The sequence below is a fragment of the Mycobacteriales bacterium genome, from assembly GCA_035533475.1.
GTDB lineage: Bacteria > Actinomycetota > Actinomycetes > DATLTS01 > DATLTS01 > DATLTS01.
The window spans coordinates 126684-143802 of sequence record DATLTS010000041.1; the positions used below are offsets into that span (position 1 = coordinate 126684).

Sequence of the window (17119 nt, forward strand, 5' to 3'; positions counted from 1 at the left end):
CGATTCAGCCTAACCGCCGCCTGGACCCTTCCGTCGGGAAGAACGCCGCCGTGGAGCGGCCGGGCCGCGGGCCCGACGGTCGGCGAGGAGCTCGGCCCCGCGTTCTGTGGTCACCGTAGCGACGTCGTCCCCTTTGCGCAGGCTCGCGTTGGTCTCGCCGTCGGTGACGTACGGACCGAACCGACCCTCACGCACCAGCATCGCCCGTCCGGTCGCGGGGTCGACCCCGAGCTCACGCAGCGGCGGCGCGGCGGCAGCCCGACCGCGACCGCGGGCTTTCGGCTGTGCGAGCAACGCGAGCGCCGCGTCGAGGTCGACGGTGAACAGCGACTCCTCCGATTCCAGGGACCTCGACTCACTGCCCTTTTTCACGTACGGCCCGTATCTACCGTTCTGCGCGGTGACCTCCTCCCCGTCCGGGGCGGTCCCGAGCGTCCGGGGCAGCGAAAGCAGCTGCAGGGCGTCCTCGAGGGTCAGCGAGTCCAGCGACTGGGACTTGAGCAGCGACGCGGTCCGGGGCTGCTCAGCCGAGCCCTCGGGCAGAACGGTAGTCACATACGGACCGAACCGCCCGGACCGCGCGACGATGTCGAGGCCACTGTCGAAGTCGGTGCCGAGCAGCTTGTCCCCGGATGGTTGCTCGAGTAGTTCGACGGCCTTGTCGAGCGTCAGCTCGTCCGGCGCGAGATCCTCGGGGACGCTCGCCCGATCGTCGTCGCGCTGAACGAAAGGCCCATACCGACCGACCCGGACGACGATCGAGCGGCCGGATGCGTCGACCCCGATGGGGATCGAGTTCACCTCACGGGCGTCGATCTCTGCGAGCTGCTCGGAGACCTGGGACTGCAGGCCCGCGGCGGTGGCCTCTCCGGACGCCGACCCGAAGTAGAAACGGGTCAGCCACGGCACCCCCTGCTGCCGCCCGTTCGCGATCTCGTCGAGGTCGTCCTCCATCGAGGCCGTGAACCCGTAGTCGACCAGCCGGGAGAAGTGCCGCTCGAGCAGGCCGACAACCGCAAAAGCGGTGAAACTCGGGACGAGCGCCTGGCCGCGCCGGAAAACGTAGCCACGGTCCTGGATCGTGCCGATGATGCTCGCGTATGTCGACGGGCGGCCGACACCCAGCTCCTCGAGCGCCTTGACCAGGCTGGCCTCGGTGTATCGGGCGGGTGGGTTCGTGGCGTGGCCCTGCGGTTCGATGCCGGCGGCCGTGAGCGATTGGCCGGCGGCCAGGGCTGGCAGCCGGCGCTCGCGATCGTCAAGGTCCCCCTCCGGGTCATCGCTGCCCTCGACATAGGCACGGAGGAAGCCCGGGAACGTGATCATCTTGCCGGTTGCCGCAAATTCGGCGACCTCACCGCCGCTCGACGTGCCGGATGCCCGCACCGACACTGACTGACCCACAGCGTCGGTCATCTGTGAGGCGACGGTGCGTCGCCAGACCAGCTCGTAGAGACGCAACTCTTCGCTGGACAGCTCGCCAGCCAGTTGCGCCGGCGTTCGGAAGCGGTCACCAGCCGGTCGAATCGCCTCGTGCGCCTCCTGAGCGTTCTTCACCTTCTTCTCGTACCGCCGCGGCGCCGCAGGCACGTAGGCGTCCCCGTACATTTCCCGGGCCTGGTCGCGAGCGGCCACCAGAGCGGTGTCCGACAGCGTCGTCGAGTCGGTTCGCATGTAGGTGATGTAGCCGTTCTCGTACAGTCGTTGAGCGATCCGCATCGTGGTCTGGCTTGACAATCTCAGCTTGCGCCCCGCCTCCTGCTGGAGCGTGCTCGTCATGAACGGCGGGTAGGGCGAGCGCCGGTACGGCTTGTCCTCGACGCCGCGGACGCTGAACTCGATCCCGCGCAACCGCTCGGCAAGGGCCCGCGCGGCTGCCTCGTCGAGTTGACTGGCCTTCGCCGTACGCAAGCGTCCGTCTTCACCGAAGTCCCGGCCGGTGGCGACCCGCTCCCCATCCAAGGCGACCAAGGCTGCGCTGAAGCTCGTCGGTTCGCCAGGCTCGGCCGGCTCCCGACCCGTGTCAAAGGTGGCCTCGAGATCCCAGTAGGACGCGCTCCGGAAACGGATCCTCGCGCGCTCGCGTTCGACAATGATCCGGGTCGCCACCGACTGGACCCGGCCAGCGGACAGCCCGCGCATCACCTTCTTCCATAACACCGGGGAGACTTCATAGCCGTAGAGCCGATCGAGGATGCGCCGCGTCTCCTGGGCGTCGACGAGGGCCCGGTCGATGTCGCGTGGGCTCTCCACCGCCTCCCGGATCGCCTGCGGCGTGATCTCGTGGAAGATCATCCGACGAACCGGAACGCTTGGGCGGAGAACCTCGACGAGGTGCCAGGCGATGGCCTCACCCTCACGGTCCTCGTCAGTCGCGAGGAAGAGCTCGTCGGCGCCGGCCAGCGCCTTCTTCAGCTTCGCGACCTGGGCCTTCTTGTCCGGGGTCACGACGTAGAGGGGGGCGAAGCCGTGCTCGACGTCGACGCCGAGCCGGGCCCATGGCTTGCCTTTCTCACTTGCCGGTATGTCGGCCGCCCGGCTCGGCAGGTCCCGGACATGCCCGATCGAGGACTCCACCACGTAGGCGTCGCCGAGATAGCCCGCGATGGTCCGCGCTTTGGCCGGTGACTCGACGATCACCAGCCGACGGGGGCCGGCGGCGGCGCGGGACGGCGTAGTGGCGGGCACGGTTCGGTCATCCTCCAGTCGAGATCGGGCCGCCGGAGTGTGGCCATGCCCGCAGCCGTCGTGTCAACTCCCGGCCATCGGCCAGGCGTTCCCCGGGGCGCCGTCCGGAGGTTCGCCGACCAACTCCCGTAGCCGAGCCAGCCGGCGGCGGCCGACCACACGGTAGACCGGGCCGGCGCCCCGCGGGCGGACCAGCGCGGCCGGAACGCCGACGGCCGAAAGGGCGGCGCCCAAGGCCGGCCACGCCGACTGGTCGCCCTTGCCGAGGACCAACGTATAACCGAGCGGGCCACCGGAACCCGCGGACAGGCACCACCAGCGCAACCTGGATCCGTCGAGGACGAATCCGACCGGTGGCCGTTTCACGGCGCCCACGGCCCACCGATCGGCCAGCGGGTGCAGGGCGCGGCTGAAGGCGGTCCGCACGACGATCGTTCCGGCTCCGTCACTCGGGACGGTCTCCGGCTCGAGTCCCCGGTCCCGTAGACCGGTGAGCAGGGCGACCACGCGCCACGGCTCGTCGCTCACGACGACGCTCAGCCGGGCTTCCGATCCACGTCGGGCAATCTGCGCCGGTCCGGCAAGCAGTCCTTCGACATCGAGCGGTGACGGCGGCATCGACTCCGCGGAGAAGAACGACAGTTGGGACATCAGGTGCGACGGTAGCCGAAAGGTCCCGGCGACCCCGCCCGGTTATCCGGGCAGCTTCTCCACGACGTCCGGCTGCGGCCCGAACTCGACGACGCGCCGTTTGCTGACGACCACCGCGGCGACGATGCCGGCGACGGCGAGCAGACCCACGACGACGCGGAGCGCGGCGTTGGCGTGCGGACCACCGACCCCGTACTTCACGACCGTCGGGGCGATGAGCAACGACACCAGGTTCATTACCTTGAGCAGCGGGTTGAGAGCTGGGCCGGCCGTGTCCTTGAACGGGTCACCTACGGTGTCCCCGATCACCGTCGCGGCGTGAGCGTCGGATCCTTTACCCCCGTAAAGGCCTTCCTCCACGAGCTTCTTGGCGTTGTCCCAGGCTCCGCCTGAGTTGGCCAGGAAGACTGCCATCAGCACGCCCGCCCCGATGGCCCCGGCAAGGAACGCGCCGAGCGGCTCGTAGCCCAGGAAGAATCCGGTCGCGATCGGCGCGAGAACGGCCAGCAATCCGGGAGTAGCCAGCTCGCGCAGTGAGTCCCGAGTGCAGATGTCAACCACGCGGCCGTAATCGGGGCGCACGGTCCCGTCCATAATTCCAGGGTTGCCGCGGAACTGCGCACGCACCTCGATGACGACCCGTCCGGCCGCCCGCGCCACGGCACTGATCGCCAGGCCGGAGAAGAAGAAGACCACGGAGGCACCGAGGATCAGCCCGAACAGCACGTTGGGCTTGTTCACCGAGATGGCGAAGGTGGCCACTCCGTTGAGCCGAACGGCAGTCGCGAACGAGCCGAACAGGGCAGTCGCAGCGAGCACGGCGGTCGCAATCGCGATCCCCTTGGTGATCGCTTTCGTCGTGTTTCCGACTGCATCCAGGTCGGTGAGGACCTGCGCACCGGTCGTGCTCACCTCTCCGGACATCTCCGCGATGCCTTGCGCGTTGTCGCTCACCGGACCGAAGGTGTCCATCGACACGATCACCCCGACCGTGGTGAGCAGTCCGGTGCCGGCCAAGGCAACCGCGAAGAGGGCGACGATGACCGACCCGTGACCTAGCAGGAACGCGAGGTAGACCGCGCCCCCGATGAGAATCGCGGTGTAGACCGCGGACTCCAGGCCGACCGAGATGCCGGAGAGGATGACCGTTGCCGGTCCGGTGAGCGAGGAGCGACCGATCTCCCGCACCGGCTTTCGGCTGGTCTCGGTGAAGTACCCGGTGAGTACCTGGATCACAGACGCGAGGACGAGCCCGATCAAGACCGCCAGGAAAGCGATGAGCCTGGGATTACCCGACAGCTGAGCGACAGCAGCGACATGCAGCTTGGCGAACGTGGACGGCAGGAAGGTAAAGGAGGCGATCGCGACCAGAATGACTGAGATCAGCGCAGAAACGAAGAACCCGCGGTTGATGGCGGTCAGCCCGGTGCGGTCCGACGGTCGCGGGGACACGACGAGGATCCCGACCACGGCGGTGATCACACCAATGGCCGGGACGATGAGCGGGAACACCAGGCCCTTCATGCCGAAAGCGGTCTGGCCGAGGATCAAGGCGGCGACCAGCGTCACCGCGTAGGACTCGAAGAGGTCGGCAGCCATGCCGGCGCAGTCACCGACGTTGTCGCCCACGTTGTCGGCGATCGTCGCCGCGTTTCGCGGGTCGTCCTCCGGAATGCCCTGCTCGACCTTGCCGACCAGGTCGGCGCCGACGTCGGCTGCCTTCGTGAAGATCCCACCCCCGACCCGCATGAACATCGCCAGCAACGCGGCCCCGAAGCCGAAACCTTCCAGCACCTGCGGGGCGTGCTCGTTGAAGACTAGGAGCACGATCGCGGCACCGGCCAGGCCCAGCCCGACTGTGAACATGCCCGCCACACCACCGGCTCGAAAGGCGATCCGCATCGCCCGCTTCGAGCCGGTGGTTTCCGCCGCTGCGGCCACCCGGACGTTCGCCCGCACCGCGAGGCTCATGCCGACGAAGCCGGTAAGGGCCGAGAAGCCGGCTCCGAACAGGAAGAAGACCGAGCGCCCGATCTTGGTGCCCGTGGTGTCCGCCGGAAGGAGGAAGAGCACCGCGAAGATGATCACCGCGAATGGCACGAGTGTCTTGAACTGCCGCCGCAGGTAGGCGGCGGCGCCCTCCTGGACAGCGAGGGCGATCTCGCGCATCCGCGCACTGCCCTCGTCCGCGGCCAGCACCTCGCGGACCAGCACACCCGCGACGAGCAGCGCCAGCACAGCGATCACGAGGACCCCGACCACGATGCCGTAGTCGGCGCCGCCGACATGTGTGCTTCTCAGGGGGTCGGCGGCCACCAGCCGGAACATCATTCCTCCTTGAACACGGACGCACCACGCCTAAAGACGGGTGCGGACAGCCTCCGGGACACGATCGACGTACCCGGGCCGGCGCGAGTCTACGGAACCGGTCGGCGAGTAGCCAACCCAGGTCACCCAGCGAGGCGCCCAACGCACCACGCGGGACGCTCCGGCGGCACGGGGGAGGCTAGGAAGCCGGGATCGAGCCCTGCTCGGAGCCAGCCGGCCAGCTCATCCGCACCGTGGTCCCCTCGTGGTCGGTGGTAACCGCCACATCGTCGACCAACCCAGCGATCACGGCGAGACCGAAGCCCGGCGGCAGCAAGTCGGGCAACGGATCGGGCCCAGCACCCGGGGCGGGGGCGGCCAACTCGTCCGGATCGAACGCGTGCAGGTCGGCAGCTATCACGTCCTCGTCCGCCGGAGCGATGTCCGAGACGACAACCGAGTAGCGCCCGCCGTCGTCGCTCAGACTCAGGCCGACCGGCGCACTGGGCGCGTGCCGCTGGTGCAAGCCAACCGCCCGGGAGCACGCCTCCCCGACGGCCAGCCGAACCTCGTCCAAGAACTCATCGGGCACCCCGGCCCGACGGGCGACTGCCGTGGCGATCAATCGCGCGGTACGGACATGCGCCGGAAGCGCGGTGAACGTGACCTCGACCGTCGGCATCGGACGTCGAGATCAGTCCGAGGCCGAAACGGCCTCGGCCACCGAACCGTGGATCGGGAACACCTTGGTCAACCCGGTGATCCGGAAGATCTTGAGGATCCGGTCCTGCGTACAGACCAGGCGGAGGGATCCTTCATGCGCCCTGACCCGCTTGAGTCCACCGACGAGCACGCCGAGGCCGGTGGAGTCGAGGAACTCGACGCCTTCCATATCGACGATTAGGTGGTAGTTGCCGTTCGAAACCAGATCGATGAGCTGCTCGCGCAACTTGGGGGCGGTGTAGACGTCGATCTCGCCACCAACCGAGACGACCGTCCGGTCACCCTCCGTACGGGTCGACAGGGATAGGTCCACGCGGTCCTCCTCGATCGATCAAGCGCCGGCACACGCAAACCACAATCCCGCCCGGCGAGCCACCGCCGGCTGACCCACCGGTTCGCGATTCAATCATGCGAGGGCACATTCGGCCGACTCGGGCGTCCCTGGTGCGAGACTCATCTCCGATGTCCCCCACCGCCACGACCTCGGGTGTGCCCGTCCGCCCGGCCACCCCGGATGTCCTCGCCGCCATGCTCCGCGACCCTTCCCGAGCCGGACGGATCACCCATGTGGAACGTGTCCCGGGCCGCCCCGGCCGCAGCGGGCACTGGCCCTCATTCGTCGCCGCAGAGCTCCTCGAAGGGCTTTTCAGGGTCGGGATCCATGCCCCCTGGGCGCACCAGGTGGAGATCGCCGAGCTGGCGTGGGCCGGCGTCTCGACGGTAGTGGCGACCGGGACGGCATCCGGGAAAAGTCTGGGCTACCTGCTTCCGACACTCTCGGCAGCGATATCTCGCGGAGCGACGACGCTCTACCTGTCGCCCACCAAAGCACTTGCGGCCGACCAGCTACACGCCATCGAGTCGCTCGGCGTGTCGGGAGCACGGGCCGCGACCTTCGATGGCGACACCGCCTACGAGGAGCGCGACTGGGTACGGTCCTTTGCGCACCTGGTCCTGACCAACCCGGACATGCTTCATCGATCCCTGCTACCCCGGCACGAGCGTTGGGGCCGTTTCCTCGCCCGTCTCGAGTTCGTCGTCGTCGATGAATGCCACGGCTATCGAGGGGTGTTCGGCTCGCACATGGCCGCCCTGTTGCGGCGGCTGCGCCGGGTCGCTGAGCACCACGGCGCCTCGCCGACCTTCCTGCTGGCTTCGGCGACCGTGGCCGAGCCGGCACAGGCGGCAGCTCGGCTGATCGGTCTACCGGTGACCGCCGTCGTGGACGACGCGACGCCTCGGGCCGAGATGGCATTCGTCCTGTGGGAGCCACCGCTGCTGGATCCCGCCTCGGCCGGGGGCGGCCGGCGCAGCGCGACCGCGGAGACGGCTGATCTCCTCGCGCACCTCGTTGCCTCCGGCGTCCGGACTCTGGCCTTCGTCCGCTCACGGCGCGGAGCAGAAGCGGTGGCTATGTCCGCGCAGAACCACCTGGCGGACGTTCCTGGGCTCGGGAACCGGGTTGCCGCCTACCGCGGCGGCTATCTGGCCGAAGAGCGGCGGGCGCTCGAATGCGGCCTCCGCGAAGGTGAGCTCGTCGGCATGGCCACCACCCCGGCGCTGGAATTGGGCATCAACGTGGCTGGCCTGGATGTGGTGCTCATCGCCGGCTACCCGGGAACCCGGGCAGCCCTCGTGCAGCAGGCCGGACGGGCCGGTCGAGCCGGTCGAGGTGCGATAGCAGTGCTCGTTGGAAGTGACAACGCGCTCGACCGATACCTCCTGCATCATCCGGAGGCCCTGTTCGGGCAACCGGTGGAGGCCAGCATCTTCGATCCGGGCAACCCCTACGTTCTCGGCCCGCACCTAGCCGCTGCGGCCGCCGAGCTGCCGCTCACCGACGCGGATCTCCCGATATTCGGTGCGGGCGCGCCCGCGTTGGTCGAAAGCCTCGTCGACCAGGGGCTGCTTCGCCGCCGCTCGACCGGCTGGTACTGGACACACCGGGAGCGGGCGGGGGATCTCGTGGACCTGCGCGGGGTCGGCGGCTCCCCGGTGCGGGTTGTCGAAGAAGGAACCGGACGGCTGCTCGGCACCGTCGACTCGGCCGCCTCGCATGCCGCCGTCCACGACGGAGCGTTATACCTGCATCAGGGCGAGAGCTATCTGGTGCGCCGGCTCGAGGTCGAGGATGCGGTTGCCTTCGTCGAGCCCACCTCGGTCGACTACACGACGGTGGCCAGGGGGCACACGGATCTGCGCATCAACACCGAGGACCGGCGCACCCCTGGGGACGGGGCAACCCTTTGTTTCGGGACGGTGGACATTACGCACCGGGTGGTTTCCTATATCCGTCGGCGAGTGCTCACCGGTGAGATCCTCGGGGAGGATCCGCTTGATCTCCCGGAGCGCCAACTCCGAACTCGTGCCGTGTGGTGGACGGCGTCGGAAGCCCTCCTGGCCGCCGCCGCCATCGAATCGGGGGTGTTGGCCGGGGCGGCCCACGCCGCGGAGCATGCCGCGACCAGCCTGCTTCCGTTGTTCGCCACTTGCGACCGATGGGACATCGGCGGGGTGTCCACCGCGCTACACGTGGACACCGGGATGGCCACGATCTTTGTCTACGACGGTCACCCCGGCGGGGCGGGATTCGCGGAGCGGGGCTACGCGGCCGGGCGACCCTGGCTCCGGGCTAGCGCGGCAGCGGTGGCCGAATGCCCCTGCCTGCACGGATGCCCGTCCTGCGTCCAGTCACCGATTTGCTGGAGCGGGAACGCTCTCCTCGAGAAGCGCGCGGGCGCGCGCCTCCTTCTAGCCACGGTCGCAGCGATCTCGGATTAGCCGTCGACGCTGCGGCGCAGCCAGCTCTGCAGGTGCATCGCGATCAGCAGGAGCAATAGTGCGCCGGCGACCGAAGTCCAAAGCGGGCCCGAAGTCGCCACCGAGGAGAGCGCGGAGCTGAACGAGGATCCACCCTTGCGGAAGACCAACAACTGACCGGGCGTCGTCTGCTTGCCGTAGGGCAATTCCGGTTGATAGGTGCCCTCCGGCAGCGGGGCGAACACGGTGATCGGCGCGGGCGCCGACACGTTGGGCGGCGCCACCGTGACGGGGGCCGGCACGAAGTTCTTGAACGCCTGGAGGACGCCCCGCCGTGAGGCGATCGGCGGCGCGCCGGCCCGACCGGAGCCCGAGCCACCCGACAGGGAGCTGCCACCACCGCCGGAAACACCGCCCCCGCTGGAGTTTCCTCCCGCGGAAGGGGACGGCGACGGTGGCGGCTTCGGCACGCTGACGTCCGCCGCGGAAGAATCGGCCGACTGGACGGTGACTGAACCACCGGGGCTGGTGGTGCGGTCGGCCCGGACGACGAACGCGTAGTTGCCGGGGGGTGGGGCCGAGAGCGTCGCCGAGCAAGTGCCGCTGGTGCAGTACTGACTCGGGCTCAGCCCCGACGCCGCGGCCGAATCGTTACCGGCCGACTGCGTGTAGAGGTCGTATGCGGTGAGGTCCGGCTCACTGTTCGCAGCCCAGCCCACGGTGACCGTAGATCCGTTCGAGGCTGCCGTCGCCCGGACTCCCTGAACCGGAGCCGGGGGTAGGGCGAAGGTGAAATTCGTCGCACTCGTCGCGTCCTTGGCGGCCGTGCCGTCCCGGTACAGGGTGATCGTGTAGCTGCCGTTGTAGGGCGGTGGCGCATCACTCGCGCAGGTGCCCTGGTTGAAGGCAGTCGTCTCGATCGACTTGGGACCGATCTCGGCGCTGCCGCCGACGCCGGGATTCGCCGGCACCTGCTCGCTGTCGAGGGTGCAATTGGCGCTTCCCTGCCCGGTCGGGGAGGTCACTATGAGCATCCAGGTGTGGCCGTTGACGTCTCCGGCAGCGACCGGCACGGTGGCCGACACGCTGAGAACGTCGCCGAACGTAGTGACTTGACCACCGTCGGTGACCTGACCGCCGCTCGAGTCCTTGATCACGATACTGGCGCTCGCCGCCCAGGCCGGAGCGGCCAGGGCCAGCGGAGCCAGCACCCCGCCCGCCAGCACGAGCCCCGCGGCGAGCCGGGGCAGCGTACGGCCCCGGGAGGCTGCCCGGTCGGGGGCCGCGTCGCTCGCCCGGTCGTCTCCCGCCACCTCAGTGACCCGTTCCGGTGGGCTGCGGGGCCGGTCTGAGTACCTCGGTGTGGGTCAGCACAAGCCGGAGGATGAGTCGCTGCGCTGCGCTCCCCTTGGGATTGCATGTCGTCAGCGTCAGCCAATGGCCGGCGCCGAGGATCCCGGTCTGGGCAACGACGCGGTAGTTGTTGGGGTCGACGATCCAGGGATTCGCGTGGAAGTCACCGTTCAGGTCCGGCTGGTCGCTGGGGTCCTGGACCTCGGAACCCGGCACGACGCTGTAGGTGAACTTGCCGAAGGGAGTGATCAGATAGACGACCTGACCGGGCTTCAACTCATCGAGCCGGTTGAACGGGCGCCCGAAGGTCGTGCGGTGCCCGGCGATCCCGACGTTGCCCTTGGCCCCCGGCAGCGGGGTGTCCACGTAGTGGCCGGCTCCGGCCCGCAGCGCCGCCAGCGTGGTTCCCTGCACAACGAGAACGTCGACGTTGAGGCTCGGAATCTGAAGCTCGGTCAGCCCCTGGCCCACCTGGATGTGGCCGGTCAGATATTCCTGCACGTAGGAGGGGCTGGTGAACTGCGATCGCAGCTGGCCCTGCCGGTTGTGGGCTAGCCAGTCGGTGTACAGCGGCCACGCGAACATCCCGATCCCGGCTACCAACAGCACCACGGTGAGTCCCGAGATGCCCCGTCGACCGCCCGGCCGGCGCAGCGTGTCACCCAACAACCCGAAGACCCCCCGTGGCCGCCCCGGGAGCGGGGAAGGCACGAAACTCGGCGTCATCGGCAGGGCTCCTAAGCGGACGGCAGCGGTCGATGGATGAAACGACTATCGGGGCCCCAAGGTTACGCCTGGAGCCCGGAGACCCCGCCAAACCCGACAGCCCGCCGCCACCAGCCCAGACGCTCTCATGATCCGAGACCGTGATCCCGGGCAGCCGGCGCAAGACACCTCCGAACGGCCGAACGGTCACCACAACCCACACCGTGAGAAACCGGGGTGTTTCCTGGATCCTGACCGTTGCCCCGGGCGGCGCGTCCCGGGCGGCCACGGCGGCGACCACCGCGGCCGGAGCCCCCGCGTCGGCGGCGGCGGCCGCCGCGCTGGCGGCGGCTGTGCAGCGCAGGTGCGCCCACGCCGCCGCCAGCGTCCACAACGCCACCGCCAGGAGCACCACGACGGTCGGGAAAACCAGGGCGGCCTCGACCGTCACCATGCCCTCGCTTCTCACAGCCAGGCGTCGGGACCGGCGGCGGCCCGTCGATGACATTCAGTGACCGGTCGCTGCACTACCGAACAGGACCGACGGACTGATCTGGTGAAAGGCCATGTTGAAGATGCTGGCCATGTCACCGATGATCTGCGGGCTGGTGGCAATCTTGAACAGCAGCACCGCGAAGGCAACGGCGGCGAGGGTTCCCACCGCGTACTCGGCGGTTGCCATTCCATCATCGGCCCGAAGTCGCGCCCGTAGCCAGCGAAGCATGATTCCTCCCGGAAGCCGGCGATCCGGCCGGTGCGGGCCCGGCGCAGCGCCGAGCACCACCGACGATGCGCCGCGGCGCGTCGGTGCGGCAGCTTGCGCTGCTCATCTGTGGAGAACGACCGGCCCCGGGGAGGGTGGGGAAAACCCAGGGTCAGCCACGGAGCACCCGAAGCAACCCGAGCGCGATTGGGACCACGCCGAGCAGGACGAAGGCCGGAAGGAAGCAGAGGGTCACCGGCAGTAGCGCGCGGACGGAAGCGGTTCCGGCGCCGGCCACCGCCCGGTCCCGTGCTCGTTGCCGCTCACCGATCGCGAGCCGGCGGAGCGCACCCGACGCCTGCGCCCCCGTCGTGCTTGCCCGCAGGAGCACGCGCGCCGCCGGCGCCAGCAGTGGGTCGGCGGCCCAGCCGGCCCAGGCCTCGCTCGGCACGGCGCCAAGCGCGAGCCGCTCAACCGGGTCGAGCAGCCACCTCGAAAGCGCCGGCCCGGTGCCGCCCGCCGCCGCCCGCAGCGATGCCGGCATGGACAGACCGGCTCGCAGGCATCCGGCGATCAGGTCGAGGGCGAGCGGCAGGTCCTCCACCACGGCGGCCCGCCGGCGCCGCTCCGCTGCCGACTCCAGGCGAGCGAGCCAGCGATGCGTCGCGGCACCGACGCCGGCTCCCAGCGCGACACCGGCGAGACCGCCCACGACGGTGGCGACCAGCAGAGCCGCAGATGCCGCACCTACCGTGCACGCGCGACGCTTCCGAGCGGCAGCGCCCTCGAGGCGGGCCGGGCGTGGCCTGGGGTAGGCCCGGGACAGCCGGTCCGCCGCCGTCCGATCCGGAGTGGCCAGCCCGACGGCCACCCACACGGCGGATACGGCAATCAGGGACGTCACGACCGCCCGGCGCCGCGCGGCCTCAGGTCGGTGCTTCTCACACCCGTTCCGCGGCTCGGGCGACCAGGGTGCCCCAGCGCCACCCGGCAAAGTCGAGCAGGCCGCCACCGACAAGCAGGATGTGTCCCGTGCCGGTGTGCAGAAGCAGATGGGCAGGCGCCGCCCCGACTGCCGTGCCCAAGGCGATCCCAGCCAGCGGCAGGAGCGTGAGGAGTCCCATCGACGCCCGTGCGCCGGACAGTTGCGCATGGGCCTCTGCGCCGGCCCGGATCCGGCCCTCGAGGGCACCGATGACACCCTCCAGCGCGTCGGCGAGGCTGGCACCGCTCGACTCGGTGGCCGCCCAGCAGCCGGCGAGGGCCCGTAACCCCTCGGCGCCCGCAAGCTCGGCCAGGCCGTTCAACAGGAGAGGGACGTCGGCCCCCAGCTTGGCCTCAGCGGCCACCGTCGCTAGGGGGCCGGCCAGCTCTCCGGCCGCCGACGCGACCGCGGCAAGCGCTTGCCTGGGCGGCTGACCAGCACGCAGCTCGTCCATCAGGCCGGTCGTCGCCGCGACCACGCAGCTTCGGCGTCGAGCAACCACCCTTGCCTGGGCGCCCACGGCCCGGGTGCGGAGGAAAGCGAGCGCGATGACAGCGACGACTGCCCCCAGCCAGTCCCCGATCCCATAGCTCAAGCCGGTGCAAGCGACGGCCATGGCCAGGGCCCGGCCACCCGGCAGCACGGCGATCCGGTCGAGCGCGAGCAGCCGGTTCGCCGGATCGGCACGCATGCGACGCAGTCGCTCCAGCCGACCCAACGACGCGCCGCCGGGGACCGCCCAGTATCCGGCGAGGGCGGCCAGCCCGGCGGGCGCCACGACGACGGTGGTCATGGCGTTCCGGCGAGCCGGGCGTCGAGGTCGGCTGCGGCCGGACCCGGCACCGGCTCGCCCGCATCGAGGCGGCGATACGCCCCCACTACCTCGACCCGACCGTCAGCGAGCCGGCGGCAGAGCGCGAGTTCGGCCACCCGACGGACACCGTCCGGACGGCGATCGAGGTGAATGACGGCGTCGACAGCAGCCGCCAGCAGGCTGTGCAGGGCGTTGCGGGCCAACCCGGCCGGCGCGGCGAGTGCCTCCAACCGCGCGGGCACCTCGCAAGCGCGGTTGGCATGAACTGTGCCGCACCCGCCGTCGTGTCCGGTGTTGAGCGCACTGAGCAAGTCGAGCACGTCGACTCCGCGACACTCCCCCACCACCAGCCGGTCGGGCCGCATCCGCAACGCCTGCCGGACGAGCGTCGACTGCGCGATCGCGCCCGATCCCTCCGCATTCGCCGGCCGTCCCTGCAGCCGGACCAGGTGGCCCGCGCGGACGATGAGCTCTGCCGTGTCCTCGACAAGCACCAGGCGCTCACCAGGAGCCGCCAGGCTCAGCAAGGCACCGAGCAGCGTGGTCTTGCCGGATCCAGCGCCACCGGAGACGAGGAAGCTCAGCCGCCGCCGCACAACCCTTTGGAGCAGTTCGGCCCCCGCCGGGCTCACCGTCCCCGCGTCGACCAACTCGGCCATGCTGAACCCCCGGGACCGGGGGATCCGCAACGAGATGCAGGTCCCGCCGTCGGCTACGGGCGGCAGCACGGCGTGCAGCCGAATCCCTTCCGGTAGCGCGGCATCGACGAACGGCGAGCTGTCATCCAGGCGCCTACCCGCCGCCTGGGCGAGTCGCACCGCGAGGCTCCGCACCTGGTGTTCATCCTCGAAGGCGACGCCGGCTGGCTCCATGCCGTCACCTCGATCGATCCAGACCTCACGGGATGCATTGACGCAGATGTCGCTGACCCGCGGGTCGGAAAGGATTCGCTGCAACGGTCCCAGCCCAGCCAGGTCGGCGTGCACCGATTTCGCGACCTCGAGCCGGTCGACCGCCCCGAGCCAGGGCTGGACCTCCCGCAACGCAGAGCCGACCGCCTCCGGGCTGGCGGGCCGCCGGGATGCGACCAGCCGGTGGCGGATCTTCGCGGTCAGACCGAGTTCGGCAGAGGGCCCGGGTGGCCGCTCGGGCGCAGCCCAGACGTTCACGCCGCGGCCACAACCGGGATCAGTTCGGCAAGCAGACGGCGACAGAACGCTGCCAGCGGTCCGCGTCCGGAACGGCCCGGCGGCTCACCTCGCTCGAGCGCCGCAGCCAACCCCGGTTCGGCCCGCAATGAACCCGCGAGCGGGAGTTCGAGCGCGTCGGCGATGGCGGCCGGGTCGAGCCCACCCGGCGCCGGGCCACGGACGACGAGCCGGACATCCTGGCAGTGACCGGTCAGCCCGGCGGCCACCCGACCGGCTGCTGCTGCTGCCCGCAAGTCGGCCGGCACGACGACCAGGACCGTCCTCGTGAAGTCCAGCGCCGCCAGGGCTGCCGAGTCGATCTGGCGCGGCAGGTCGACCACAACCAGTTGATGCGTCCCGACCACCCCACCAAGCACCGCGGTCATCCAGGCCCCGGACTCCGACGGCGGGCTGAGCCGGTCCCAGGACAGAACGCGCAGTTCGTCCACCCGCACCAAGGCCTCCCTCAGGCCGGCCGGGTTCAACGGTGCCCGGCTCGCCGACAGGTCGGGCCAACGCAGTCCGCCCACCGCCTCGGCCCCGAGAATCAGGTCGATCCCCCCGCCGAGGGGATCCGCGTCGACGAGCACGCTGGGCCACAACCGGCTCCCGGTCAGCGCGAGGGCGGCGGCCAGGGTGGACGCGCCAGCGCCGCCGCGCCCACCGATCACGCCGACGCAGGCGGCCCGCCCTGCACCGGAAAGCGCCGCCGCGAGCACCGCTCGCAGGCCCGCCGCCTCCGCCGGCAGGCGGAACGTGCAGGCCGCCCCGAGCGCCGCGGCGACCGGCCCAGAGCTCCCGCGGGAACCGGCCACGACGACCACGTCCTCCCGAGCGGGGAGTGGCCAACTCGGAGGCGTGCCGATCGCCACGTCGGCGCCGACCAGAACGACCCGTGCGGTCGCCCAGTCCGGCCCCGCTGCACCGGGGCCGAGGACGACGGTCGGCTCGACGCCGAGCGACGCCAGAAGCGAGATCAACTGCTCCAGCAATTCCGGATCGGCAGTGATGATCAAGGGCCGGCCCTGAGCGGAGAGGCGGGTGTGGTCAGGCAACGGCGCCATGCGGTCCTCCGATCGGGCGGCGACGTGCCGCCGCCGTCACGATCCGCCGGCGGGAGGTGTCGGCCCAGCCGGAAGCGATCATCTGTGGACAGCCGGCCTGGAAGTTGTCCCTGTGGACAGCGGGGCCGAAGCCCGGGACAGCGGACGGCCCCCGCTGGGGGGTAGCGGGGGCCGTCCCGAGATCCGACTCCGGGGGGGATGAGCCGGACCGTTCGTGTGTCGCCGGCGGGCTTCCCGCCGGCTCGGATGCCGTTCGACTCGGGCCATCCCCCCGCGTCGGCGCGAGCAAACCCGAGAGCCCGAAAAAATTGTCGGGTCGGGTGTGCAGGACCGGGACGCCTATCCTCGGGGCCATGGATAGGGTCGGACCCGAGGTGCAGCGTACCGCGGCCTTCTTCGACCTGGACAAGACGATCATCGCCAAGTCGAGCACCCTCGCGTTCGGGAGATCCTTCTACCAGGGTGGCCTGATCAACCGCCGGGCCGTCCTAAAGGGGACCTACGCCCAGTTCGTCTACCTGCTCGGCGGGGCTGACGAGAACCAGATGGACCGCATGCGCGACTACCTCAAACGCCTGTGCAGCGGCTGGGACGTCGAGCAGGTCCGAGGCATCGTCACCGAAGCGATAGTCGAGCTGATCGACCCGTTGATCTACGCCGAGGCGGCTGCCCTCATCGAGGAGCATCAAAGCGCCGGTCGTGACGTCGTGATCGTGTCGAGCAGCGGAGAAGAGGTGGTCGGGCCGATCGGGGAGATGGTCGGTGCTGACCATGTAATCGCGACCCGGATGGTCGTGGCCGACGGCTGCTATACCGGCGACATCGCGTTCTACGCGTACGGGCCGGGCAAGGCCGAAGCGATCCGGGAACTCGCGGAATCCCATGGCTATGACCTAGCCGCCTGTTACGCCTACAGCGACTCGATGACCGACCTTCCGATGCTTGAGGCGGTCGGGAACCCAACGACGGTAAACCCGGACCGTGCCCTGCGCCGGGAAGCAGCCGCCCGCGGCTGGCCGGTCCTCGAATTTCGCCGCCCCGTCTCGCTCCGGAACCGGGTATCGCCGCCGGGCCCGATCCTCGTCGGCGCGCTGGCCACGGGTGCGATCGCTGGTCTCGGCCTGGCCTGGTACTCGACCCGACGCCGGACGCGGACCTGAGCCGCCCATTTCGGTT

The 17119-nt window shown here is 70.1% G+C and carries 15 protein-coding genes; 2 read left to right on the plus strand and 13 right to left on the minus strand.

Annotated elements, in window-relative coordinates:
* Positions 1-9 precede the first annotated feature (9 nt).
* From topA to VNG13_09270, 5 genes are all read right to left on the minus strand, one after another.
* Positions 10-2688, minus strand: a complete 2679-nt coding sequence (gene topA / locus VNG13_09250) for a type I DNA topoisomerase (GenBank protein ID HVA60705.1) — start codon at positions 2686-2688, stop codon at positions 10-12.
* Positions 2689-2751: 63 nt separating this feature from the next.
* Positions 2752-3339: a hypothetical protein gene (locus VNG13_09255; protein ID HVA60706.1), complete on the minus strand. Its 588-nt coding sequence runs from the start codon at positions 3337-3339 to the stop codon at positions 2752-2754.
* Between the two features lie 42 nt (positions 3340-3381).
* Positions 3382-5667 (minus strand): sodium-translocating pyrophosphatase, encoded by a 2286-nt coding sequence (locus tag VNG13_09260; GenBank protein HVA60707.1) that lies wholly within the window; start codon positions 5665-5667, stop codon positions 3382-3384.
* A gap of 178 nt (positions 5668-5845) precedes the next feature.
* On the minus strand, positions 5846-6328 hold the full coding sequence (locus VNG13_09265; GenBank protein ID HVA60708.1) for an ATP-binding protein: 483 nt from the start codon (positions 6326-6328) through the stop codon (positions 5846-5848).
* 12 nt (positions 6329-6340) lie between these two features.
* Entirely contained in the window at positions 6341-6682 is a 342-nt protein-coding gene (locus tag VNG13_09270; GenBank protein HVA60709.1) for an STAS domain-containing protein, read from the minus strand.
* A 149-nt stretch (positions 6683-6831) separates the two neighbouring features.
* Between VNG13_09270 and VNG13_09275 the strand changes: the two genes are divergently transcribed.
* On the plus strand, positions 6832-9150 hold the full coding sequence (locus VNG13_09275; protein HVA60710.1) for a DEAD/DEAH box helicase: 2319 nt from the start codon (positions 6832-6834) through the stop codon (positions 9148-9150).
* Here VNG13_09275 and VNG13_09280 read toward each other — a convergent pair.
* The 8 genes from VNG13_09280 to ssd all read right to left on the minus strand — a co-directional run bounded on the left by VNG13_09280 (position 9147) and on the right by ssd (position 15943).
* Positions 9147-10442, minus strand: a complete 1296-nt coding sequence (locus VNG13_09280; protein HVA60711.1) for a hypothetical protein — start codon at positions 10440-10442, stop codon at positions 9147-9149. The genes VNG13_09275 and VNG13_09280 overlap by 4 nt on opposite strands.
* 1 nt (position 10443) lies before the next feature.
* Positions 10444-11208, minus strand: coding sequence for a sortase (locus VNG13_09285; GenBank protein HVA60712.1), 765 nt, complete (start codon positions 11206-11208; stop codon positions 10444-10446).
* Positions 11141-11641, minus strand: coding sequence for a TadE family type IV pilus minor pilin (locus tag VNG13_09290; GenBank protein HVA60713.1), 501 nt, complete (start codon positions 11639-11641; stop codon positions 11141-11143). Before VNG13_09290 ends, VNG13_09285 begins: the two co-directional genes overlap by 68 nt.
* 54 nt (positions 11642-11695) lie before the next feature.
* The gene (locus tag VNG13_09295; protein ID HVA60714.1) at positions 11696-11911 is read right to left on the minus strand and encodes a DUF4244 domain-containing protein; all 216 of its coding nucleotides are present in this window, start codon (positions 11909-11911) and stop codon (positions 11696-11698) included.
* A gap of 151 nt (positions 11912-12062) precedes the next feature.
* Positions 12063-12794 (minus strand): type II secretion system F family protein, encoded by a 732-nt coding sequence (locus VNG13_09300; protein ID HVA60715.1) that lies wholly within the window; start codon positions 12792-12794, stop codon positions 12063-12065.
* 37 nt (positions 12795-12831) lie between these two features.
* Positions 12832-13668 carry a hypothetical protein gene (locus tag VNG13_09305; protein HVA60716.1) on the minus strand — a complete coding sequence of 279 codons (837 nt, stop codon included), beginning with the start codon at positions 13666-13668 and terminating at the stop codon, positions 12832-12834.
* Complete coding sequence (locus VNG13_09310) at positions 13665-14858, minus strand: TadA family conjugal transfer-associated ATPase (GenBank protein ID HVA60717.1); 1194 nt, start codon at positions 14856-14858, stop codon at positions 13665-13667. Before VNG13_09310 ends, VNG13_09305 begins: the two co-directional genes overlap by 4 nt.
* On the minus strand, positions 14855-15943 hold the full coding sequence (gene ssd, locus VNG13_09315) for a septum site-determining protein Ssd (protein HVA60718.1): 1089 nt from the start codon (positions 15941-15943) through the stop codon (positions 14855-14857). Before ssd ends, VNG13_09310 begins: the two co-directional genes overlap by 4 nt.
* Before the next feature lie 353 nt (positions 15944-16296).
* On the opposite strand from ssd, the gene VNG13_09320 reads away from it, so the two are divergent.
* On the plus strand, positions 16297-17103 hold the full coding sequence (locus VNG13_09320; GenBank protein ID HVA60719.1) for an HAD family hydrolase: 807 nt from the start codon (positions 16297-16299) through the stop codon (positions 17101-17103).
* The last annotated feature ends 16 nt before the right edge of the window (positions 17104-17119 follow it).